The sequence below is a fragment of the Actinokineospora inagensis DSM 44258 genome (genome assembly GCF_000482865.1).
GTDB lineage: Bacteria > Actinomycetota > Actinomycetes > Mycobacteriales > Pseudonocardiaceae > Actinokineospora > Actinokineospora inagensis.
The window spans coordinates 1-21,227 of sequence record NZ_AXWW01000085.1; the positions used below are offsets into that span (position 1 = coordinate 1).

General features: G+C 69.1%; 20 protein-coding genes. 7 read left to right on the plus strand and 13 right to left on the minus strand.

Annotated elements, in window-relative coordinates:
• Window positions 1–5 precede the first annotated feature (5 nt).
• From H504_RS0124895 to H504_RS0124920, 6 genes are all read right to left on the minus strand, one after another.
• On the minus strand, window positions 6–1,151 hold the full coding sequence (locus tag H504_RS0124895; protein ID WP_026425002.1) for an RNA polymerase sigma factor: 1,146 nt from the start codon (window positions 1,149–1,151) through the stop codon (window positions 6–8).
• Window positions 1,148–1,555 carry a YciI family protein gene (locus H504_RS0124900; protein ID WP_026425003.1) on the minus strand — a complete coding sequence of 136 codons (408 nt, stop codon included), beginning with the start codon at window positions 1,553–1,555 and terminating at the stop codon, window positions 1,148–1,150. Before H504_RS0124900 ends, H504_RS0124895 begins: the two co-directional genes overlap by 4 nt.
• A 100-nt stretch (window positions 1,556–1,655) precedes the next feature.
• Window positions 1,656–2,339 carry an acyl-ACP--UDP-N-acetylglucosamine O-acyltransferase family protein gene (locus H504_RS0124905; protein ID WP_026425004.1) on the minus strand — a complete coding sequence of 228 codons (684 nt, stop codon included), beginning with the start codon at window positions 2,337–2,339 and terminating at the stop codon, window positions 1,656–1,658.
• On the minus strand, window positions 2,340–3,290 hold the full coding sequence (locus tag H504_RS0124910) for a Gfo/Idh/MocA family protein (protein ID WP_026425005.1): 951 nt from the start codon (window positions 3,288–3,290) through the stop codon (window positions 2,340–2,342). It abuts the gene before it with no gap.
• Window positions 3,287–4,372 (minus strand): DegT/DnrJ/EryC1/StrS family aminotransferase, encoded by a 1,086-nt coding sequence (locus H504_RS0124915; protein ID WP_026425006.1) that lies wholly within the window; start codon window positions 4,370–4,372, stop codon window positions 3,287–3,289. Before H504_RS0124915 ends, H504_RS0124910 begins: the two co-directional genes overlap by 4 nt.
• A gap of 79 nt (window positions 4,373–4,451) precedes the next feature.
• Window positions 4,452–6,206 carry a hypothetical protein gene (locus tag H504_RS0124920; RefSeq protein WP_051386236.1) on the minus strand — a complete coding sequence of 585 codons (1,755 nt, stop codon included), beginning with the start codon at window positions 6,204–6,206 and terminating at the stop codon, window positions 4,452–4,454.
• A 79-nt stretch (window positions 6,207–6,285) separates the two neighbouring features.
• Between H504_RS0124920 and lhgO the strand changes: the two genes are divergently transcribed.
• A complete protein-coding gene (lhgO, locus tag H504_RS0124925; protein ID WP_026425008.1) occupies window positions 6,286–7,482 on the plus strand; it encodes an L-2-hydroxyglutarate oxidase in 1,197 nt (398 codons plus the stop codon).
• Between the two features lie 52 nt (window positions 7,483–7,534).
• Window positions 7,535–8,617, plus strand: a complete 1,083-nt coding sequence (locus tag H504_RS0124930) for an acyltransferase family protein (protein ID WP_026425009.1) — start codon at window positions 7,535–7,537, stop codon at window positions 8,615–8,617.
• A 319-nt stretch (window positions 8,618–8,936) separates the two neighbouring features.
• Here H504_RS0124930 and H504_RS36835 read toward each other — a convergent pair whose 3' ends face one another.
• The 5 genes from H504_RS36835 to H504_RS0124955 form a co-directional block, all read right to left on the minus strand.
• A complete protein-coding gene (locus tag H504_RS36835) occupies window positions 8,937–9,413 on the minus strand; it encodes a P-loop nucleotide/nucleoside kinase family protein (protein ID WP_035305969.1) in 477 nt (158 codons plus the stop codon).
• Between the two features lie 737 nt (window positions 9,414–10,150).
• A complete protein-coding gene (gene serS, locus H504_RS0124940; RefSeq protein ID WP_026425010.1) occupies window positions 10,151–11,413 on the minus strand; it encodes a serine--tRNA ligase in 1,263 nt (420 codons plus the stop codon).
• A gap of 54 nt (window positions 11,414–11,467) precedes the next feature.
• The gene (locus tag H504_RS0124945) at window positions 11,468–11,947 is read right to left on the minus strand and encodes a DUF350 domain-containing protein (protein WP_051386238.1); all 480 of its coding nucleotides are present in this window, start codon (window positions 11,945–11,947) and stop codon (window positions 11,468–11,470) included.
• A gap of 12 nt (window positions 11,948–11,959) precedes the next feature.
• Window positions 11,960–13,123 carry a glutathionylspermidine synthase family protein gene (locus tag H504_RS0124950; protein ID WP_026425012.1) on the minus strand — a complete coding sequence of 388 codons (1,164 nt, stop codon included), beginning with the start codon at window positions 13,121–13,123 and terminating at the stop codon, window positions 11,960–11,962.
• 1 nt (window position 13,124) lies between these two features.
• On the minus strand, window positions 13,125–13,829 hold the full coding sequence (locus H504_RS0124955; RefSeq protein WP_342668797.1) for a hypothetical protein: 705 nt from the start codon (window positions 13,827–13,829) through the stop codon (window positions 13,125–13,127).
• Window positions 13,830–14,020: 191 nt separating this feature from the next.
• Between H504_RS0124955 and H504_RS0124960 the strand changes: the two genes are divergently transcribed.
• Together H504_RS0124960 and H504_RS0124965 are read left to right on the plus strand one after the other, a co-directional pair.
• Window positions 14,021–14,920, plus strand: coding sequence for a septum formation family protein (locus H504_RS0124960; RefSeq protein ID WP_245614452.1), 900 nt, complete (start codon window positions 14,021–14,023; stop codon window positions 14,918–14,920).
• Window positions 14,921–14,932: 12 nt separating this feature from the next.
• Complete coding sequence (locus H504_RS0124965; protein WP_026425015.1) at window positions 14,933–15,271, plus strand: metallopeptidase family protein; 339 nt, start codon at window positions 14,933–14,935, stop codon at window positions 15,269–15,271.
• Between the two features lie 145 nt (window positions 15,272–15,416).
• On the opposite strand, the gene H504_RS0124970 is transcribed toward H504_RS0124965, so the two are convergent.
• Window positions 15,417–16,595, minus strand: a complete 1,179-nt coding sequence (locus H504_RS0124970) for an RtcB family protein (RefSeq protein WP_026425016.1) — start codon at window positions 16,593–16,595, stop codon at window positions 15,417–15,419.
• Window positions 16,596–16,636: 41 nt separating this feature from the next.
• On the minus strand, window positions 16,637–17,536 hold the full coding sequence (locus H504_RS0124975) for an AurF N-oxygenase family protein (protein WP_026425017.1): 900 nt from the start codon (window positions 17,534–17,536) through the stop codon (window positions 16,637–16,639).
• A gap of 139 nt (window positions 17,537–17,675) precedes the next feature.
• Here H504_RS0124975 and H504_RS0124980 point away from each other — a divergent pair, with 139 nt between their 5' ends.
• The 3 genes from H504_RS0124980 to shbA all read left to right on the plus strand — a co-directional run bounded on the left by H504_RS0124980 (window position 17,676) and on the right by shbA (window position 20,571).
• Window positions 17,676–18,638, plus strand: a complete 963-nt coding sequence (locus H504_RS0124980) for an SDR family oxidoreductase (protein ID WP_026425018.1) — start codon at window positions 17,676–17,678, stop codon at window positions 18,636–18,638.
• A 539-nt stretch (window positions 18,639–19,177) separates the two neighbouring features.
• On the plus strand, window positions 19,178–19,756 hold the full coding sequence (locus H504_RS36840) for a glucosaminidase domain-containing protein (RefSeq protein WP_084468173.1): 579 nt from the start codon (window positions 19,178–19,180) through the stop codon (window positions 19,754–19,756).
• Window positions 19,757–19,902: 146 nt separating this feature from the next.
• A complete protein-coding gene (shbA, locus tag H504_RS0124990) occupies window positions 19,903–20,571 on the plus strand; it encodes an RNA polymerase sigma factor ShbA (RefSeq protein ID WP_084468175.1) in 669 nt (222 codons plus the stop codon).
• The last annotated feature ends 656 nt before the right edge of the window (window positions 20,572–21,227 follow it).

The window sequence follows — 21,227 nt, forward strand, 5'->3', positions numbered from 1 at the left end:
GGGGGTTATGGGGGGGGGCGGGTGTTGAGGCGGGCGGCTTGGCGGGTGAGGTGGGTGCGTTCGGGGAGGTTGGGGGCTTTGCGGGCGGCTTCGGTGTAGAGGTGGGCGGCGGTGGTGAGGTCGCCTGCGCGTTCGTGGAGGTGGGCGGAGACGGCTGTGTAGCGGGGGATGGAGTCGTCCAGGGCGGCGAGGGCGGCTAGGCCTGCGTGGGGACCGTCGGCTTCGCCGATGGCTACGGCGCGGTTGAGGTGGATGACGGGGTTGTTGGTGAGGCGGGTGAGTTCGTCGTACCACTCGACGATCTGGGGCCAGTCGGTGTGGGGGGCGGTGGGGGCGTCGGCGTGGAGGGCGGCGATGGCGGCTTGGGCTTGGAACTCGCCGAGGCGGTCGCGGGACAGGGCGGACTGGAGGATGTCGACGCCCTCGGTGATGAGGGTGGTGTCCCAGCGGGTGCGGTCTTGGTCGGCGAGGGGGATCAGGCTGCCATCCGGGGCGGTGCGGGTGGCTTGGCGGGCGTGGTGGAGCAGCATGAGGGCGAGCAGGCCCGCGACTTCGGGGTGGTCGATGGCGGCGGCGAGTTGCCTGGTCAGCCGGATGGCTTCGGCGGCGAGGTTGACGTCGCCGGAGTAGCCCTCGTTGAACACCAGGTACAAGACACGCAGGACGGTGGCGACGTCGCCGGGTTGGTCGAGGCGGGCACCGGACACCGTCCGTTTGGCGCGGCTGATGCGTTGCGCCATGGTCGCTTCGGGGACCAGGTAGGCCTGGGCGATCTGTTTGGTGGTGAGGCCGCCGACCGCGCGCAGGGTGAGCGCCACGGCGGACGACGGGGTCAGCGACGGGTGGGCGCACAGGAAGTACAACTGCAGGGTGTCGTCGCTGGTCGGGGCCGGGCCGGGCGGCGGCTCGACCTCCACCGCCAGTTCCCGGCCGCGGCGCGACGACTCGGCGCGGGCGGCGTCGAGGAACTTGCGCCAGGCGACGGCGACCAGCCAGCCCTTCGGGTCGCGGGGCGGGTCGTCCGGCCAGGTCCGCACCGCCTGGATCAGCGCTTCCTGCACGGCGTCCTCGGCCGACGCGAAATCCGCTCCGCGTCGGACGAGGACGCCGATCACCGCGGGGACGAGTTCCCGCAGCAGTGCCTCGTTCACTCGGTCACCGTGGGCCGCTCGCCGTAGAGCGGCCGCAATTCGAGCCATTCGTGGATGGGGTCGCCGTTCGCGCCGGGCGCGGCGGACAACTCGGCCGCGCAGTCCAGGGCCCGCTCGTAGGAGTCGACGTCGATGATCATCCAGCCTGCGATGAGGTCTTTCGTCTCGGCGAACGGTCCGTCGGTGACCGGCGGCTTGCCCTCGCCGTCGTACCGGACGAAGGTGCCCTCGGGGGCCAGCGCCTGCTCGCCGACGTACTCGCCGGTGGTTTCCAGCTTCGCCGCGAAGTCGCGCATGTACTGGATGTGCGCGGAGATCTCCTCTGGCGTCCACTGGTCCATCGGCACGTTGTTCACCGATGCCGGGGCGCCGCGGTAGTGCTTGAGCAGCAGGTACTTCGCCATGGTGGTTCTCCCTCGGTGCTGGTGCGACCCCATTGTGGTCGCGTGTCACCGCCGGGACGGAGCGAGCGCGGGGATCTCGACATCCCGCCGCGAAACTTTTCTAGCGGTCGTTCCAGGACTTGAGGAGGGCCGCGACCTCGGCGGGCGTGTCCACCGGGAGGGTGGCGGTCTCGCCCGCGAGGTACGGCAGCAGCGCGGCGACCGTCTCATCGGTACAGCCACGACGGGACAGCCCGACCGTGTTGTAGCCGATGGAGCGGGCGGGCGTGCCGACGACCTTCTGGAACGCGCCGATCTCGCGGGTGATGACGGTGCCCATGCCGACCATGGCGCCGGGACCGACGTGGGTCCGCTGGTGGACCACGGTGCCCAGGCCGAGGTTGGCGCCGGTCCAGATGTGGCAGTGGCCCGCGATCTGGACGCCGCTGGTGATGGTCACGTCCGACTCGACGACGGAGTCGTGGGCGATCCAGGACCGGCCCATGATGTAGCAGCCGTCGGCGATCGTGGTGACGCCGAACATGCCCTGGGTGATGGACACCGACTCCTTGACCACGTTGCCGTTCCCGATGACCACCCCACCGCCGTCGACCTCGCCGTCCCAGCCGACCGGGTGCGGGCCGCCGCGGTAGTCGGCGGGTTGGCCGATGTCGACGCGGGGACCGAACCAGTTGCCGTCACCGATGCGGGCCGGTCCGACGATGACGGCGTACGGCCCGATGACGTTGTCATCGCCGAGCTCGACCTGGTCGCCGATGATGGCGGTGGGGTGGACGCGGTTCATCTAGGCCATCACGGCCGCGACGACCCGGTGCGACGGGAGGATGGATCGGCGCTCGGCGTCGGCGTCGACCCGGCCCGCGAGGATGTCCAGGAACCGGTCGAGCTGGGTGGCGAGCGGTTCGCGCGCGGTGACCAGCTCCGGGATCTCGATGATGCTCTGCTGCCGGTAGCCGCGGCCGTCCGGCGTGAACGCGTCCTGGGTGACGTTGCGGTAGATGGTCACCGTGCGGCTGATCAGGTCGACCTCGATCAGCCGTTCCAGCTCGTAGACGGCCAGGGTGCGGATCTTGCGCTGGGCGATCCGACTGGCGGACACCGTTGCCACGCCTGAGGAGAAGCGCAGCACCGCGTCGACGACGTCTTCCGCGCCGGGCACGGACGACGGGTGGAACTGCCCGATCCCGGAGGCGACGCTCGTCGGTTCCGCGCCGCGGAAGCACTGGAGGGCGATGTCGACGTCGTGCACCAGCAGGTCCCACGCGACACCGGTCTTGATCCGCGGCGCGTACGGCGAGTGGCGGGTGGCGGCGACGTGCACCGGCTCGTCGATCAGGCCGAGGGCGGTCATCACGGCCGGGTTGTAGCGCTCCAGCAGCCCGCACATGATCGGCAGGCCCGCCTTCTCGGCGGCGGCGAGGACTTCCTCGGTCTGCGCGAGGCTGGCGCACACCGGCTTCTCGATCAGCAGCGGCTTGCCCTGGGCGAGCACGTCCAGCGCGATCCCGTGGTGCGCCTCGGTGGCGGCGGCGACCACCACGGCGTCCACATCGGACACGTCACCGAGCTCAGCGCGCCAGGTGGTCTCGAACTTCTCGGCGACGGCGGTGCCGATCTCCTCGCGCGGGTCGATCACGACGGCGAGGTCGCAGTCGGGGTGCTGCGCGATGACGCGGGCGTGCAGGGAACCCATGGAGCCGACGCCGACGAGGGCGATCCGGGGACGCGCGCTCATGCGCCGAGCACCTCGCGAACGGTGGTGATGATCGTGTCGAGCTCGGCCGGGGTCAGCTTCGGGTGCACCGGCAGCGAAAGCGCTTGCGCGGCAACGGAAGCGGCGACCGGGGCGTCGGAGGCGATGACACCGGGGTGGTCCCGGTAGCAGTCGTAGTCGAACACGAGCTTCGGGTAGTACGTGCCGTTGCCGATACCGCGTTCGGTGAGCTTGGCGGCGAACTCGTCGCGGTCGCCGTCGACCAAGACCGTGTACTGGTGCCAGACGTGGTCGCGGCCGGGGAGGACGGCCGGGGTGTGCAGGCCGGGCACGCCCGCGAGGCCGTCGGTGAGCGCGGCGGCGTTGCGGCGGCGGATCTCGGTGAGCTCGGCGAGCTTCTCCAACTGCGGGATGCCGACGGCGGCGTGCAGGTCGGTCATCCGGTAGTTGTGGCCCGCGACCTCGTACTGGTAGCGCGCCCGCATGCCCTGGTTGCGCAAGACCCGCAGCCGGTCGGCGATCTTGTCGTCACTGGTCGTGATGACGCCGCCCTCGGCGGTGGTGACGTTCTTGGTGGCGTATAGCGAGAAGCAGCCCAGGCCGTAGCTGCCCGCGGGCTTGCCGTCGAACGTCGCGCCAACCGCCTGCGCGGCGTCCTCGACCAGCGCGAGACCGTGTTCCTCGGCGAGCGGGCCGAGCTTGCCCATGTCGGCCATCTGCCCGTAGAGGTGCACGGGCATGAGGACCTTGGTCCGGTCGGTCACCGCGCCCGCGACCGAGTTGGGGTCGAGGTTGAAGTCGGTGCGGCTGATGTCGGCGAACCGGGCGGTGGCGCCCGCCTCCAGGATCGCGTTGAGCGTGGCGACGAAGGTGAACGGCGAGGTCACCACCTCGTCACCGGGCTGGAGGTCGAGCACCTGGATGGCCGCGACCAGCGCGGTGGTGCCGCTGTTGACGGCAACCGCGTGCGGGACCCCCGCCACCTGAGCGAAGGCGTCCTCGAAGCGCTTGACCATCGGGCCCTGCGCGATGACGCCCGACCGCAGGACTTCCAGGACGAGCGGCTCGGCGTCGGCGACGTCGACGACGGTGATAGGGATCATGACTACGTACCAACTCCAGCCTCTGGGGTCACGGTCTGCGTCCAGATCGCGGACCTCACGGTACCGGCCGGGTCGGTGGTCACCGCGTCTGGCCCGGACGCAGGACCGGGCCGCAGTCGCGCCGGTTGGCGGTGGTGTTGCGCTGCAAGATCGGCTCGACCCTGGCCTGGGTGTAGGTCTGCAACTCGGCGAGTTTCGCCGGGGTCGGCACGGCGTCCTTGCGCACCCAGTAGCCGACGTTGTTGTACGAGAGCAGGATGCCGGGCCAACTCTGGGTCGAGTGGTAGACGAGCGCGTAGTCCTGGGCGAAGCGGGGGTCGCGGTCGAAGCCGAGGGTGGCTTCCCAGGTGCCGATGAAGGTGATGATGTCCGGCTTGGCGACGGTGAAGGTGTAGTCGCGCAGCCCGGCGATGTCGTCGCGGCCGAGGTAGTCGGCGATCTTGGCGTCACCGAGGCCCGCGAGGTCGACAAGCCGCAGCCTGCTGGCCATGGACTCGCCGCCGAGGTCGATCACGCCCGCGCTGAGGTCGTCACGGCCGAGGATGTCGGCCATGCCGTTCATCGTGCGGGCGTCGCGTTCGACGACCACGCACATCGGGGTCTTCACGTTGGCCTGCCAGGACTGCCCGGCCGCCTTGAACTGGACCAGCGACAGCGCGCCCGCGACGACGACACCGAGGACGAGCAGCGTCCGGGCGCGGGCGCGCGCGGCGTCCCACACCATCGTCAAGGTCACACCGCCCGCGAGGGCGCCGAGGGCCCAGATGGGGGTGGCGAACCGGTACTCACCCATCCAGTCGCTCTGCAGCACGCAGAACGCGAGGACGGCGAGCCCCAGCGGCACGAGCAGGCCCGCGAAGGACGGGCGGACCCGGGTCTGCTGGGCGAGGGCGGCCGCGACCAGGCCGACGAGCAGCAGCGCGGTGGCCCAGCCGACGTAGGTGACCAGCGCGCTGGCCTTGCCGAGGTCGGCCAGCTCGGGCAGCGGCTGGTTCTTGGCGACGGCGGTGTTGGGGATGAGGCGGTGGAAGGTGACCCACCGGTAGGCGAGGTACGCGCCGTACGGGACGGCGAACCCGGCGACCGAGACGAGGCAGGCGATGGCGGTCTGCCCGATCCGGTCGCGGCGCAGGAACAACAGCGCGACGAGCACGAAGGCGCCCGCGTAGATCACACCGTCCGGCCTGGTCAGCCCGGCACCGGCGGCGAGCAGACCGGCGGTGAGCGCGGTGCGCGGGTTCAGCAGCCGGTCGACCGCGATGGCCCTGGTGAGCACGGTGGCGATGCCGGTGACGAACACCGCGTAGATCGGGTTCTCCAGGCCGGAGACGATCCAGATGACGAACGACGGCATCGCGGCGAGCGCACCACCGGTGATCAGGGTGGCCAGCCGGGGGCGGCGGGTGAGGACCTTGGCGGTGAAGTAGCACAGGGTGAGCACGACGCCGCAGCAGACGATGCCGAGTGCCTTGGGGAACAGCACGTAGTCGGGGATGCCGAAGATCGTGCCGTGGTCGAACAGCCCGGTCAGCGCGCCCAACGCGAGCAGCGCGAGCCAGGTGGGGTTGGAGTAGCCCTCGACCGGCTGCGCGCCCGGCTGCAGCACCGGGCCGAGGCCGTGGGCGACGTTGCGGGCGTAACCGAAGGTGATGGCGGCGTCGTCCATGATCCAGTGCCCGTACAGCGCACCGTGGATGGCGATCAAGGCGGTGCCCAGCAGAATCGCCCCGAACGCGCCGAGGCGGGCGGTGACGGGGGTGCGCCGCACCGGTGCGACAATCACGTCGTCGGGGGCGGGGTCGACAGCTCGGTCCTCGGACAAGGCGACGCTCACCAGGGTAGCTCGCTTTCGGTCTTGACGAAGCGCGGGGCAACCAGGTTAGCCAGCACCATTCACACCCAGTGGAGCCGGGATGGGAACAGATCGGGTACGCACGGTTACCGTCGTGGGCGGCGGGATCGTGGGTCTGGCCGTCGCACGGGCGCTGACCAGGCGCGGGGTCGCGGTCACGGTGTTGGAGAAGGAGTCGCGCTGGGGTACCCACCAGACGGGGCACAACTCCAACGTCGTGCACGCGGGCCTGTACTACAAGCCGGGGTCGTTGAAGGCGCGGATGTCGGTCTCGGGCAACCGCTCGATGGTGGAGTACGCGCGCGAGCACGGCGTCCCGGTGGAGGTGTGCGGCAAGCTCGTGGTCGCGACCAGCGCCGACGAGCTGCCCGCGTTGACCGTGCTGGCCGAGCGCGCGGAGGCCAACGGGGTCCCGGCGAAGCTGGTCAACCAGGACGAGGCCCGCGAGTACGAGCCGGAGGTGGCGGCGGTCGCGGCGCTGCGGGTGGAGAGCACCGGCATCATCGACTACCCGGCGGTGTGCGCGGCGATGGTCGGCGAGCTGGCCGAGGCCGACCTGCGGCTGTCGACCCCCGCGCTGGCGATCCGAACGGTGAACGGCCAGGTCGAGGTCGCCACTGAGAACGGGGTCGTGCGCGGCGACGCGCTGGTCAACTGCGCGGGTCTGCACAGCGACCGGGTCGCCCGGATGGCCGGGTTGACGCCGCGCGCCCGCATCGTCCCGTTCCGCGGCGAGTACTACGAGCTGCGGCCGGACCGGTCGCACCTGGTGCGCGGCCTGATCTACCCGGTGCCGGACCCGACGCTGCCGTTCCTCGGCGTGCACCTGACCCGCATGCTCGACGGCAGCGTCCACGCGGGCCCCAACGCGGTCTTGGCGCTGCGCCGCGAGGGCTACCGCTGGCGCGACATCTCCCCCGCGGACCTGCTGGACACGGCGCGGTTCCCCGGGACGTGGCGGTTGGCGCGCAAGTACGCGTTCCCGGTCGGGTTCGACGAGGTGCGCCGCTCGCTGTCGAAGCGCCGGTTCGCCGCGAGCCTGGCCCGCCTGGTGCCCGCCGTCACCGAGGACGACCTGGTGCGCAGCGGTGCCGGGGTGCGGGCCCAGGCCCTGCTGCCGGACGGTTCGCTGGTGGACGACTTCCTGGTCGAGGAGGGCCCGCGGCAGGTGCACGTGCTCAACGCGCCGTCGCCCGCCGCCACCAGCGCCCTGGAGATCGGCGCGCACCTGGCCGAACTGGTTTTTACCACCGTTTGACGACATACTCAGCCGCTCGAACGCCCTCGGGGCGGGGAAGAGGGGAATGGGAATGCGGCCGATCAGCCACGCCGACTACCTGGCGCTGCGCCGGTTCGACTCGCTGGACGGGCTCCGCGCCATCGCCGCGGTGTTGGTGGTGTTCTCGCACTACGCGGGCCCCCGCTACGGCTGGCTGCACGGCTTCCTCGGCGTCGACCTGTTCTTCGTGATCTCCGGCTACCTGATCACGACGCTGGCCCTGCGCGAAGAAGGCCGAAACGGCCGCATCTCGCTCACCGAGTTCTACATCCGCCGGGTATTTCGCATCCTCCCCGCGTACTTCTTCATCCTCGGCGCGATCCTCGCGGTCATCTGGCTACGCCACGAATACACCGCGTCCGGACTCCGCGCGGAAATGCCGTACTACCTGACGTTCACCCAGGAACTGGCACCGGGCAACTGGTGGTTCGGCCAAAGCTGGACCCTCGGCATCGAGCAGAAGTTCTACGTCGTGTGGCCCCTGCTGCTGGCCGCCACCTTCCTGCTGCGCCCCGGCACCCGCGTCCTCGGCACCTGCGCCCTGATGGCCTCGACGTTCTTCCTGCTCCCCTACGCCTCGCCCTACCTGATGATCATGATCGGCTGCCTGACCGCGATGCTGCTGCACTCCCCGCGCGGCTTCCGATTCCTACGGCCGTTGACCCACCCCTTGGCGGCGATCCCCATCGCGGTGGCGGTGTTCGCGGTGCAGTTCAACCTGAACAACCTGTGGCAGTGGAAAGGCGGCCTGCTCACAGTGATCCTGTACTCCGTGCTGTGCGCGATGCTGGTCATCGCGACGCTCGGAAAGGGACCACTGCAGTGGGTACTGCAACTCCCCCCGATGGTATTCATCGGCGAACGGTCATACTCGCTTTATCTGATCCACAACCTGGCGGGCTTCACCTTGGCCAGCACAATCCCCCGATTCGCCGAACACAGCTTCCGGACAACGCTGGCAGTGGTGGCCGTGGCCTTGCTGATGTCCGACATGGTCTACCGGTGGGTCGAACAGCCGATGATCTCCTTGGGGCGGAAGCTGATCGTGGCTCTGCGAACCCGGAAACAAGCCAAGGCAACGGAGCCCGCGCCGCCGGTACCGGTGACCGTTTGATCCGGCTCGGCTTGCTCGGCTCCTTGGCTGGTTGCCGCACCACCCAGCCGCTCCGCTCGGTTGTTCAACTTGCCTTGCCCACCGGCCTTGAGATGGTCACCGCACTGACCAGCTCGCGATTTACCCGCCCGGCTCCTTGACGTGGCTGCCACACCAACCGCCGATCGCTTGGTTGTCCACAAGCCCTTCGGCCATCCACAGGCCACCGCCCACCCCTCTTGACAACCTGCTGATCGCGATATCGTCAGGAATGGGCCCCCGGCCCCCGGGTGGGCGGGCTCCTGCGTGGACCCGGGCGGAGCGGAAGTCAACCCCGTGATTACGCGAAATCAGGTGTTTCCTCGCCCTCGTCGACGGGTTCCTCGGAGTGCTCGGCGATCCAGTCCAGGGTCGACGGGGAGATGAGGCCGGAGTCGGCTTCGTCGTTGCGGATGGCGAGCCGCCGGAGGAGTTCGTGGCGGGGGACGGGGAAGTGCACCAGGCGCCAGTTGGCGCCGTGAGTGGTGACCAGTTGCTTGTAGGCATCGCGTTCGATCTTGGTACCCAGGCCGTGGTCAAGAACCACCGACCGCCCCGCCTCGACGAGTCCGACCAACTCCCGCCGAACCTCATCGATGACGCCGCCCAGCAAGGCGAGGTGCTCGGACTCGGGATAGTCCTTACCGAGGCGCCCACGCCGAGCAACGACCCGTTCATCCACCGAGAGCCTGACAACACCCCGACGCTCCAACGCCTTCGCGTACGTCGTCTTACCCGACCCGGGCAGTCCAGTGAGCAGGTAGACAACGGTCTCCACAACCCCACCTCCAACAACTCGCCAACCGCCGTGAACACGAACCCGGACTATCCACAATCGCCAACACCATCCACAGGCAACCCACTCCCCCTCTTGACAACCCGCGTTCCGCGATATCGTCAGGAATGGGCCCCCGGCCCCCGGGTGGGCGGGCTCCTGTCTGGACCCGGACAAGGCTGCCGTCAACCGCTTGGACGGGTGAACTGTTTGACAGGACGGGGCAGGACAGGGCAAGGCGGGCCGAGATCGTGACACCGGAACACTTCGGTGGCACGCCTGACCAGCCCGCGTGCCGAGTTGTCCACAACCAAGCCTGCCGTCCACAGGTGCGTCGCCGCCCCTCTTGACAAGTCGAAGATCGCGATATCGTCAGGAATGGGGCCCCGGGCCCCGGGTGGGTGGGCCCCTGCCTGGACCCGGACAAGGCTGCCGTCAACCGCTGGAATGGGTGAATTCGCGGCACGGGGCAAGAGGGGTTCGGTCTATTCGCAGTGAAGTTGTCCACAATCAACCCGACCATCCACAGGAACACGATCGGCCCTCTTGACAGCCCACGATCCGCGATATCGTCAGGAATGGGGCCCCGGGCCCCGGGTGGGTGGGTCCCTGCCTGGACCCCGGCGGAAGTGAAGTCAATCGCTGGAATGGGGACTGTGTGGGGGCGAGCGGTGAGGCGAACGGCGTGTGGGGTGTGCGGAAGGCCGCCGAACTTGGGGGTTCGGCGGCCGTAGGAAGGCTCAGACCGCTGGGCGGATGGTGTCCAGGCCGAGGAAGGGGCGGAGGGCTTCGGGGACCGTCACCGAGCCGTCGGCCTGCTGGTGGTTTTCCAGGATGGCGACGATCCAGCGGGTGGTGGCGAGGGTGCCGTTGAGGGTGGCGGCGACCTGGGGTTTTCCGTTGTCGTCGCGGTAGCGGATGCTGAGGCGGCGGGCTTGGAAGGTGGTGCAGTTGGAGGTTGAGGTGAGTTCCCGGTATGCCTCTTGGGTGGGGACCCAGGCTTCGCAGTCGAATTTGCGGGCGGCGCTGGTGCCGAGGTCGCCGGTGGCCGTGTCGATGACTCGGTAGGGGACCTCTATTTTCGCGAGCATTTCTTTTTCCCAGGCGAGGAGGCGCTGGTGTTCGGCGGTGGCGTCCTCGGGTTTGCAGTAGGAGAACATCTCGATTTTGTCGAATTGGTGCACGCGGATGATGCCGCGGGTGTCCTTGCCGTACGACCCGGCTTCGCGGCGGAAGCAACTGGACCAGCCCGCGTAGCGGCGGGGGCCCGCGGACAGGTCGAGGATTTCGTCGGCGTGGTAGCCGGCGAGGGCGACTTCGGAGGTGCCGACGAGGTACAGGTCGTCGTCGCGGAGGCGGTAGATCTCGCCGGCGTGGGCGCCGAGGAAACCGGTGCCTGCCATGATTTCGGGGCGGACCAGGACGGGCGGGATCATCAGCGTGAATCCGGCGGCGGTGGCTTGGGCGGCGGCCATGTTGAGCAGCGCCAGTTGCAGTTGGGCGCCGACGCCGGTGAGGAAGTAGAAGCGGGAGCCGGAGACCTTGGCGCCGCGTTCCATGTCGAGGATGCCGAGTTTCACGCCCAGGTCGAGGTGGTCGAGAGGGGTGAAGTCGAACGTGCGGGGCGTGCCGACGTGTTCGAGGACGACGAAGTCGTCTTCGCCGCCGACCGGGGCCGCCGGGTCGACGAGGTTGGGCAGGGCGCGGTGGGCGTCTTCGAGAACCTGATCCGCCTCGGCCTGTTCGGCTTCGGCGGCCTTGACGCCGGCGGCCAGCTCCTTGCCCTTGGCGAGCAGCGCGTCGCGTTCCTCGCCCCTGGCCTTGCCGACCTGCTTGCCGAACTGCTTCTGCTCGGACCGCAGGGTGTCCGCGCGGGAGATCACCGACCGGCGCCGTTCGTCGGCGGACAGCAGGGTGTCCACGGTGGCGGGGTCCTCACCGCGGGCGCGCTGCGAGGCGCGCACGGTGTCCGGGTCTTCGCGCAGAACCTTGAGGTCGATCACGGGTGCTGAGCGTAGTCCGGTCCGGTGGGGTCCCGCCTCCGGTATACCCGCCGGTCAGGAGATGGCGACGGCCACGATCAGGCCGAGGGCGATGTGCGCGGCCGCCACGACGATGCTGGCCGGGGCGAACTCGTCCTTCTCGATGGTCGCGCCGATGTTCATCCGGGTGACCCACTCCAGGACCCGCACGGCCAGCACCTGGACCACGATGCCGATCAGCCCGTACACGACCGACGTGATCAGGCCCGCGGTCAGGTCGCTGGCGGAGAAGAAGATCGCCACCACGATGATCAGGGCCATGCTGAGGATGCCGGAGGCGGTGACGATGACCGCGTTCGGCTTGCCGGTGCGGACCAGGTCGGACAGCTTGCCCGGGGTGGTCCAGTCGATGGCGTAGAAGCCGATCAGCATCAGCACCAAGCCGACGATGGCGTACAGGGCGATCGCGCCGATGCCCTTGCCCAGGTCGGCGCCGAAGTTCGCGGGCAGCGCGACGGTGGTCACCGCGGCGAGGTGGTTCACGGGGTCCTCCATGGAGCGGGGGTTCTACTGGGGGATGCGGTGCGGGATGAAGGCGGCGCCGTCGTCGGTGACCAGGCCCGCGGTTTCCCGGATGCCGAGGCCGCCGGACTGGTCGCCGATGATCCAGGCGCCGAGCGCGGGCCGGTAGCCGTCGAACTCGGGCAGCGGGTCGAAAGCCTGGTAGACGTAGCCCTCGGCGCCGTAGACGCCGCCGGTCTGGGTTTCGTAGCCGGTGGCGACGATCTGCACGTTGGCGCCCTCGCGGCCGAGTTTCGGTTTCCGCACGTACTCGGTGAGCAGGCCGGGCTCGTCGAGGAACGCGGGCAGCAGGTTGGGGTGGCCGGGGTACATCTCCCACAGCACGGCCAGGATCGCCTTGTTCGACAGCAGCGTCTTCCACAGCGGCTCGACCCACAGGGTGCCGGGCAGCGACTCGACGACGCGTGTGCCGAACTCCTCGGTGACCACCCATTCCCAGGGGTAGAGCTTGCAGACCGTGGCCATCGGCGACTCGGCGAGGTCGACGAACCGCTCCAGCAGCGAGTCCCAGCCGATGTCCTCGATGGCGAGGCCGACCGTGTCCAGGCCCGCCTCGGCGGCGGTTTCCTGCAGGTACGCGGTGGTGAGGTGGTCTTCGCCGGTCGGGTCGGACCCGGACCAGGTGAAGTGGACCTCGTTGGTGGGCAGCAGGTCCTTGACCTCGCCCCAGCGCTCGACGAGCTTCTCGTGGATGGAGTTCCACTGGTCGTCGTCGGGGAACACCTCGGTTTTCCAGTACCACTGCACGACGGCCGCCTCCAGCAGGGAGGTGGGGGTGTCGGCGTTGTACTCGAGCAGCCGGGCCGGGCCGTTGCCGTCGTAGCGCAGGTCGAAGCGGCCGTAGACGTGCGGGTCGCGGCGCTTCCAGGACTCGGCGACGTGCGGCCAGATCCACTCGGGGAGGCCGAAGTCGCGGTAGCGCTCGGTCAGCACGATGTTGTCGACGGCTGCCAGGCACATCGAGTGCAGGAGCTCGACGTCCGCCTCGAGAGAGAGGATCTCGTCCATCTCGAAGACGTAGTGCACGGACTCGTCCCAGTACGGGCGTTGTCCCCCGGTGCCATACCGGGCTGGGGTGCCGAACACGAGCCCTTGCGACTCGGTCTTCGCCCGCCAGTCCGGCCGGGCCGCGCGGCGCTCTCGGCGCAACTCAGCTTCCCCCGCTCTTGCCGCCGCTGCTGCTCTTACCTCCGCTGTCGCCGCCGCTGCTGCTCACGCCCAGCCCGCCGCGGGACACGGTCTTACCGGAGTTGGTCTTGACTGTCGTGCTGTCGGACGGGGCGACGTAAGAGCCGCCGCTGACATGCTGGCCGACAGTGCCGCCGCCGCCGTAGTTGTAGCGGTACGAGCTGCCACCGATGTAGATGAGACCGCCGCTGGAGTAGCCGCCGTGGCTGGTCGCGTACGAGGAGTCGCAGTAGGCGTCGTCGACGATGACGCCGTTGGTGTCGGTGCAGCGCGCCGTCACCTCGCTGGACTCAGACGCGGCGTAGATCACCGCGATGAGCGCGACCACGCCGACGGTGACACCGGTGCCGATGAGGATGCGCTTGCGCAGCTTCTTCTTGCGCTCGGCTTCCTCGACCGCGGCCTCTTCCTCTTCCCGCTGGCGCTTCGCGGCTTCGCGGCGGGCGCGTTGTTCGGCGAGCGAGGGTTCTTTGACCGTGGTCGTGTCGTCCTGGTACGTGATCGACCCGCGCCTCGGCTCGTCCTCGACGGTCGGCTGGTCGTCGGGCGGCGGCTCCGACACGTGGCCGGGCGCGTTCCCGGCCGGCCGGTCGACCGACTCGGGGACGTGTTCGGGCACGTCAGGTGTGCTGTCGCCCGTGTTGTCGGGCTTGTCGTTGTCAGTCATGTACCACTCCCGGCGGGAACCCTAGCCGACCGGTGCCGCCGACGTCGGGTTCATGTCCCGATCGCAACATCACGTGCACCGTTTTCCTCCCGTGGCCGCGCCCCGGAGCGGGACACGGCATCATGGAGTAGATGTCTGGACGCGGCGGTTGGTTTCGATCGAACGACAGCACGGCGAGAACCCGGCTCATGATGAGCGGCGCGTTCGCCGGTTCGCTGCTGCTCTTGATCAGCAGCATGGCCTTCTCCTGGCCGGTGGGCGCGGGCGGTGGCCTGTCCGCGGAGGAGGAGCGGGCGCGGGCGTTCGACTCGCCCGCGGGCAGTTGTCTGAACTGGACACCGCCGGACCCGACCGACATGCGCCGGGTCGACTGCGCGCAGCCGCACCTGTTCGAGGTCACCAGCAACGTGGACATCTCGGCGGACTACCCGGCCAGCGCTCCCCCGCCGGACCTGGACCACTGGCAGGACATCGCGCAGGCCAAGTGCACGCCGAGCGCGACCTCTTACCTGGGCGGCAAACTCGACCCGTACGGCAAGTTCCGGGTGAACGCGTTGAAACCGGTCGACTCGCAGTGGCAGAACGGTGACCGGAAGTTGCGGTGTGGACTGCAGCGCATCGCCCCGTCCGGCGGTCTGCTGCCCAGCACCGGTTCGGCCGCGACCCAGGACCAGTCCGATGTGCACGATCCGGGGACGTGCCTGGAGCTCAACGGCCAGAAGATCGGCGACCCGATCTCGTGCGACAAGGCCCACGCGTACGAGATCGTCGGCAGCGTCGACCTCAGCCAGGCGTTCACCGGCGACTTCCCCGCGGATGACGCGCAGCGCGAGAAGGCGATCGAGCTGTGCGCGGCGGTCACCAAGGAGTACACGGGCGGCGCGGACCTGACGGCCAAGCACCTGACCCCGTACTCGGACACGCTGAAGCAGGAGAGTTGGGCGGCGGGTTCGCGCAAGGTCGACTGCAAGGTCGGCGCGAAGCTCCCCGACGGCTCCGGCCTCGCCCCGATCACCAACAGCGTCCGCGCCATCGGCTCGACCGCCACCGCTTCCGCTTCGGCCACCCCGACGCCCACGCCGAGCGGCTGACCCGGCGTGGAGATGTCACGGGCCCGGTTCGAGGACCTGGTCGCGGACGCCCTCGACGAGATCCCACCCGGCCTGGTGCGGGCGATGGACAACGTGGTGGTGCTCGTCGAAGACCGGGACCCCGGCGAGCCGACATTGCTCGGGCTGTACCACGGAATCGCGCTGACCGAGCGGACCTCGCATTACGGCGGTGAATTGCCGGACCGAATCTTCATTTACCGGGAAGCGATCCTCGACATTTGCGAAACCGAGGACGATGTCGTTTCCGAGGTGCTGATCACCGTTGTTCATGAAATCGCGCATCATTTCGGCCTGGACGACGCCCGGCTGCACGAGCTCGGCTGGGGATAACGTTTCCGATTATTGCCGACAACCGGATCGACTGTGACCGACACGCCCGGGAACATGGCGGTGGTTGATCTTCGGGGCTGGTATGAGTTAGGCGGCCGGGTGGGCGAGGAGCACCCCTGCTTCCTTACCCACCCGGACGGGTGAGTCACCCCTTGACGCAGATGACCTGCTTGAGCTTGGCCACGACCTCCACCAGGTCGTCCTGCGCGCGGATGATGTCGTCGATGTTCTTGTACGCCGCGGGGATCTCGTCGACCACGCCGGAGTCCTTGCGGCATTCGACGCCGGCGGTTTGGGCGGCCAGGTCGTCGGGGGTGAACTCCTTGCGGGCACGGGATCTGGACATCCGACGGCCCGCGCCGTGCGAGGCGGACTCGAACGAATCGGGGTTGCCGAGGCCGCGGACGATGTACGAGCCGGTGCCCATGGAGCCGGGGATGATGCCCAGGTCGCCGCGGGCGGCGCGGATCGCACCCTTGCGGGTCACCAGGACCTCCTCGCCGAAGTGGGTTTCCTCCGCGACGTAGTTGTGGTGCACGGAAATGGGGTCGTCGAACCGGACGCCGTGGAACTGCTTGCGCAGCACGTCGCAGACCAGGCGGAGCATCACGGCCCGGTTGCGCCGCGCGTAGTCCTGCGCCCAGTACAGGTCGTGCCGGTAGGCGGCCATCTGCGGGGTCCCGGCGATGAACACGGCGAGGTCGCGATCGGGCAGGGAAGCGTTGTGCGCCAAGCCCTGCGCGATCTCGATGTGGTGCTGCGCCAGGATGTTGCCGATGCCACGGGACCCGGAGTGCAACATCACCCAGACCTGGCCGACCGTGTCGACGCAGATCTCGATGAAGTGGTTGCCGCCGCCCAGGGTGCCCATCTGCCTGAGCGCCCGCGCGCTCTGCTTGCGCACGACCGGGGTCAAGTCGTCGAACGCCCGCCAGAACCGCTCCCAGTCGGCGCTGTCGCGGCCGGTGAACGCCTCGGACTTGTGCATGCCCTGGCCGACCGGGACCACCGCTTCCAGCCGAGTCCGAAGTGGAGCCAGAGAGGCGGGGAGGTCCTTGTCGGTCAAGGAGGTCCGGACCGCGGTCATCCCGCAGCCGATGTCGACGCCGACCGCGGCCGGGGACACGGCGCCGCGCATGGCGATCACCGAGCCGACCGTGGCACCCTTGCCGTAGTGGACGTCGGGCATGACGGCCACGTGCTTGTAGGTCCACGGCAGCGCGGCGATGTTGTGCAGTTGTCGCATGGCCACCTCTTCGACATCCGCCGGGTTGGCCCACAAGCGGATGTCGACGAACCGGCCGGGAACGGTGGTCGCTGCCATGCCCGAATACTAAGCGGGACAACGACTTCCGCACGACCGATTTACCCGAGCAGCCCGGCCCGCCGCCACAGCGCCCTGGTCGGGCCGCCGATCATGCCGGTCTCGGTGAGGAACTCGACGACCTTCTCGACCATCCAGCGGCGGGTCTCGCGGAAGTGCGGGTTGGCCAGCGCCGCGGCCCGGCCGTCGCGCGGCCGGATGCCGACCACCTTGTACACACGGGGGTTGACCAGGGCGTCCATCACGGCGATGGCGGTCACGGCGGTCGAGAGCCGGTGCCATTCGAGCTCGGCGCGGGTGAGCTTGGGGACGCTGCGGATCACCTCTTCGCGCGCGTACCGGACGTGCCGGGCTTCCTCGATCACGTGGATGCGGTTGACCATCCGGATCAGCGGCTGGATGCCCGGGTCGTCCATAGTGGACCGCTGTAGTCGGTCGGTCGCCTCCTCGGCGACCAGCACGGACGCGAACATCGACGGCCCGCCCGCGATCGCCTTGTAGACCCGGCCGAGGTTGTGCAGCAGCCTGCCGGGGCCGTAGTTGGGTGCGCCGATGCGGTTGATCGCCTTGGCGAACATGATCGAGTGCCGGGTCTCGTCGCCGACCTCGGTGAGCGCGTACTGGGCGTGCGGGGTGGCCGGGTCGAGGTCGTAGGCGTACCGGATCAGCAGTTGCATCAGGATGATCTCGAACCACAGGCCGACACCGGCGATGCTCGCGATCTCGTGCTTGGAAAGCTCGACGCGCTGTTCCTGGCTGAGACCGCGCCACAGATCCGTGCCGTAGAGGGAGGTCCGCTCCAACGGCATGTACGCCTTGCCGGGGTCGAGCGGGGCGGCCCAGTCGATGTCGACGAACGGGTCGTAGTCGGTGCGCGCGGACGCGTCGAGCAGCCGAGCGCTCACCTGATCGGGGTCCTTCGGGCGAAGTACGCGGGCCACGGTGTTTCCACCCTCCGTTGCACGAGATCAGCAGTGTTACGTCAGGTAACAGTTACTTGTCGTCCAGAGTCGCGCAAAAACTGGGGGGCGTCAAGGACGATCCGGCGGAGACCGGCCGACGCGGCTAGCGTCAACGACCATGAGTGCGGCGACGAAGGTTCTGGACACGGTGCTCGACCGCGCGGTCGTCCCGGGCTACACCAAGATCGGCTACCAGGTGCGCAGCAAGTTCTGGCCTGCCGACCCGGCACCGGACGCGCTCGACGGGAAAACCGCGGTGATCACCGGCGCGAACTCCGGACTGGGCAAGGCCGCGGTCACGGCACTGGCGAAACTGGGTGCCACCGTCCACCTCGTTGTCCGGAACGTGACCAAGGGCGAGCAGGCCCGCGCCGAGGTGTTGGCGGCGGTGCCGAACGCGCACCTGGAGGTCGCCGAGTGCGATGTGTCGAACCTGGCGAGCGTCCGCGCGTTCGCGGAGGCGTTCACCGAGCGGCACGGCGGCCTCGACGTGCTGATCCACAACGCCGGGTCGCTGCCGCCCGCGCGCGCCGAGACGGACGAGGGCAACGAGGTCACGCTCGCCACGCACGTCCTCGGCCCGTTCCTGCTGACCGGCCTGCTCCGCCCCGCCCTCGCCGAGGCGCACGGACGGGTCATTTTCGTGACGTCTGGCGGAATGTATGCAGCCCGCCTGCACAGTGAAGACCCCCAGTACCGCCACGGTGCGTACAAGGGCGGGCAGGCTTATGCCCGCACCAAGCGGATGCAGGTAGTGCTCACGGAGCAGTGGGCACAACGACTGACCGACGACGGCGTCGCCGTGCACAGCACCCACCCCGGCTGGGCCGACACCCCCGGGGTGACAGCGTCGCTGCCGGGCTTCAACAAGATCATGGGCCCGCTGCTGCGCAGCCCCGAGCAGGGCGCCGACACGATCGTCTGGCTGGCCGCCGCCCCCGAACCGGGCCACTCAACCGGCGGGTTCTGGCACGACCGCCGAATCCGACCCACGCACTACCTCCCCTGGCAACACGACGACCCCCAGGCCCGCAAGGAACTCTGGGACCTCTGCGTCCGGGAAACCGGCCTGGTGATCTAGCCGCTCGACCCGGACCGCCCGCCACGCCCCCAGGATCTCGCCGCGCCAACTCCGGATTGCCCGCCTGCACCTGCTCGACCACCGGTCCTGGCCGCGAGTGATGCGTCTCCAGCCCCCCACGGGCGAAACCACGGTTTGGTCTCCTACCGGCCGGGCCGCCCTCGTGGTGGCTTGAACTCGACCGGGATACCCATCACAATCGCGTGCCTGCAGAAGCGCGTGGCGGACCCGAGCCAGGAACGCCGCGGACCAACAACCACCCCATCCAGCGATTGACGCCCCCGCGCCACCCCCATACGGGTCCCGGGCGGCCCCCACCCTTCCCGGGGGGCGTCCCCGAGGCCAGTCTACCGGCCCAGCACAGCCAAGACCGGCCCGCGGCGTTCGCTGTGGACAACCCGCCAACTTGTGGACAACCCGGGCGACGTCCGGGTCGAGCACTGAAGATCCCGGCCCACGAATCGGCGCAGGTCACACGGGTGGGTGACGCCCGGATTGCGGGATGGACCCGGTCGGCTGACGCTCGATCCATGAGGCACATGAGGCACAGACACCGCATAACGGTCGCGATCGCCACTGTCCTGGCTGCTGTCGTGCTCAGCCCGGGTCAGGCTTCGGCGGCGCCGACCGCACGCCACCGGTCCGCCATCACACCGGCGGCCGCCGCCTACCTGAAGCTCGCCACCACCCTCGCCCACGTCGTCGCCAACGAGTTCCACATCCCGGCGTCGGTCACGGCGGGTCAGTCGATCCTCGAGTCGTCCTGGGGGCAGAGCAGGCTGGCCGTCAACGACCACAACTTCTTCGGCTTCAAGTGCACCTCCGCCGGTCCGGGCCCGATGGCCGTGGGCTGCCACGACTACCCCGCCACCGAGTGCACTCCCCTGTGCCACCCGGTGTCGTCGCTGTTCCGCGTGTACGACTCCACGTGGGCCTCGTTCCGCGACTACGGCCGCGTGCTCAGTACCAGCAAGAACTACACGGGGGCGCTACCGCTCGCGCACGACCCCAACGCGTACGTGACCGAGGTGGCCAAGAAGTACGCCACGGACCCCAACTACGCGGCCAAGGTGATCCGCATCATGCAGGACAACAACCTCTACCAGCTCGACAAGTGAACGCTGTGTAATCGATCCAGCACTTTCGGCATCGGTACCGAGAAAGTCGCGTCCGCCGGAAAATAGGGCCGGTTGTCCTGTATTTCGCGTGACCCCCCGCGCTCTGTTAGGGGTGAGAGACACCGCCCCGGCGCTGGAGGAACGCGATGTTGTGCACGGTGGAGCTGGACGAGGAGATCGCCGCACTAGAAGCGTCGTTTGCCCCCTGCGTGCCGCAACAGCAGGTCAGGGCCGGTGTCCAGACCCCCGTCCGCGCCGACCGGGACAACCTCGACGAGGTGGTGGGCGCCGCCATCCGGGGTGACGCGGGCGCCACCGAACAGTTGCTCGTCTTCCTGCGGCCGCTGGTGCTGCGCTACTGCCGGGCGAAGCTGGGGCGGCTTCCCCGGTCGTTCAGCAGCGCCGACGACGTCGCCCAGGAGGTGTGCGTGGCGGTGTTCCGGGCGCTGCCCACGTACCAGCAACTGGGCAGGCCGTTCCTGTCCTTCGTCTACGGCATCGCCGCGCACAAGATCGCCGACGTGCACCGCGCCAACTCCCGCGACAAGTCCGAGCCCATCGCCGACACCCCGGAGACGATGAGCCTGGAAGAGGGCCCGGAACAGATCATCCTGCGCCACGAACTGGTCGAACGAACCGGCGCGCTGCTGCGCACCCTGACCCCCCGCCAACGCGAAATCCTGGTGATGCGCGTGGTGATGGGCATGTCCGCCCAGGAAACGGCGGACGTGGTCGGCACCACCGCCGAAGCCATCCGCGTCGCCCAACACCGCGCCCTCAACCGCCTCCGCAAAACGCTGGCCCGGCAAAACTGAAGACCCCGAGGCGGGGAGACCGCCGGTCGTGGCCCGGGGAGGGGCCGGGCCACGACCGGCAACCACCACACCTTCCGGTGAACCCCACCCACTTTGCTTGCCCCCCACCCCCACCGCCCCCAGGCGTGCCCCCACCCTCCCGGGGGCAGCCCTCGATGCCAGTCTACCGGTGGGGTGCGACAAAAGATCTTGAAGTGGGGAGCGGGGAGGGTCTCCTGTGGATAAGTTCTGTCGCTGGGATGGGTGATTCTGGCGGCTGGTCGTGGCTCGACGGGGGGTGTGCCACGGCTGGCGGGTACTGGGGGAAGCCGCCGAGGGGCGGGCGGAGCCGGTCGTGGTCCGATGGGGCCACGACCGGTTGGGGTAGCAGTGGGTGGAGGTCGCGGCAGGCATGCCGACGGGGGCACGTCCGGGCTGGCGACGAGATCGGTTGACGGCCGTAGTCGTCAGTAGGGATGCCGGTGTGGAGGCTTGAGGGGGCACTGGGCCTCGGCTGCGCCTCGGGGGTCGGCCTGGTCGCCTTCGGCGAAGCCGGCCTTTGGCGCCAGATAAGTGCGGGGTGCCCGCTGGGGTGGAGTTGTTTTGTTTGGGGCCCCTAGCGGCGGCCTGGGTAAGGCTAAAAGGCGGGGCCACTGGAAAGCGTGGCCTTACCCGCC

What these genes read in the sequence shown, in the direction of transcription:
- H504_RS0124900 (WP_026425003.1), bottom strand. Translation starts at nt 1,555, where the DNA reads ATGGCGAAGTACCTGCTGCTCAAGCACTACCGCGGCGCCCCGGCATCG.
- H504_RS0124905 (WP_026425004.1), bottom strand. Translation starts at nt 2,339, where the DNA reads ATGAACCGCGTCCACCCCACCGCCATCATCGGCGACCAGGTCGAGCTC.
- H504_RS0124910 (WP_026425005.1), bottom strand. Translation starts at nt 3,290, where the DNA reads ATGAGCGCGCGTCCCCGGATCGCCCTCGTCGGCGTCGGCTCCATGGGT.
- H504_RS0124915 (WP_026425006.1), bottom strand. Translation starts at nt 4,372, where the DNA reads ATGATCCCTATCACCGTCGTCGACGTCGCCGACGCCGAGCCGCTCGTC.
- lhgO (WP_026425008.1), top strand. Translation starts at nt 6,286, where the DNA reads ATGGGAACAGATCGGGTACGCACGGTTACCGTCGTGGGCGGCGGGATC.
- H504_RS0124930 (WP_026425009.1), top strand. Translation starts at nt 7,535, where the DNA reads ATGCGGCCGATCAGCCACGCCGACTACCTGGCGCTGCGCCGGTTCGAC.
- H504_RS0124945 (WP_051386238.1), bottom strand. Translation starts at nt 11,947, where the DNA reads ATGGAGGACCCCGTGAACCACCTCGCCGCGGTGACCACCGTCGCGCTG.
- H504_RS0124955 (WP_342668797.1), bottom strand. Translation starts at nt 13,829, where the DNA reads ATGACTGACAACGACAAGCCCGACAACACGGGCGACAGCACACCTGAC.
- H504_RS0124960 (WP_245614452.1), top strand. Translation starts at nt 14,021, where the DNA reads ATGAGCGGCGCGTTCGCCGGTTCGCTGCTGCTCTTGATCAGCAGCATG.
- H504_RS0124965 (WP_026425015.1), top strand. Translation starts at nt 14,933, where the DNA reads ATGTCACGGGCCCGGTTCGAGGACCTGGTCGCGGACGCCCTCGACGAG.
- H504_RS0124970 (WP_026425016.1), bottom strand. Translation starts at nt 16,595, where the DNA reads ATGGCAGCGACCACCGTTCCCGGCCGGTTCGTCGACATCCGCTTGTGG.
- H504_RS0124980 (WP_026425018.1), top strand. Translation starts at nt 17,676, where the DNA reads ATGAGTGCGGCGACGAAGGTTCTGGACACGGTGCTCGACCGCGCGGTC.
- H504_RS36840 (WP_084468173.1), top strand. Translation starts at nt 19,178, where the DNA reads ATGAGGCACAGACACCGCATAACGGTCGCGATCGCCACTGTCCTGGCT.
- shbA (WP_084468175.1), top strand. Translation starts at nt 19,903, where the DNA reads ATGTTGTGCACGGTGGAGCTGGACGAGGAGATCGCCGCACTAGAAGCG.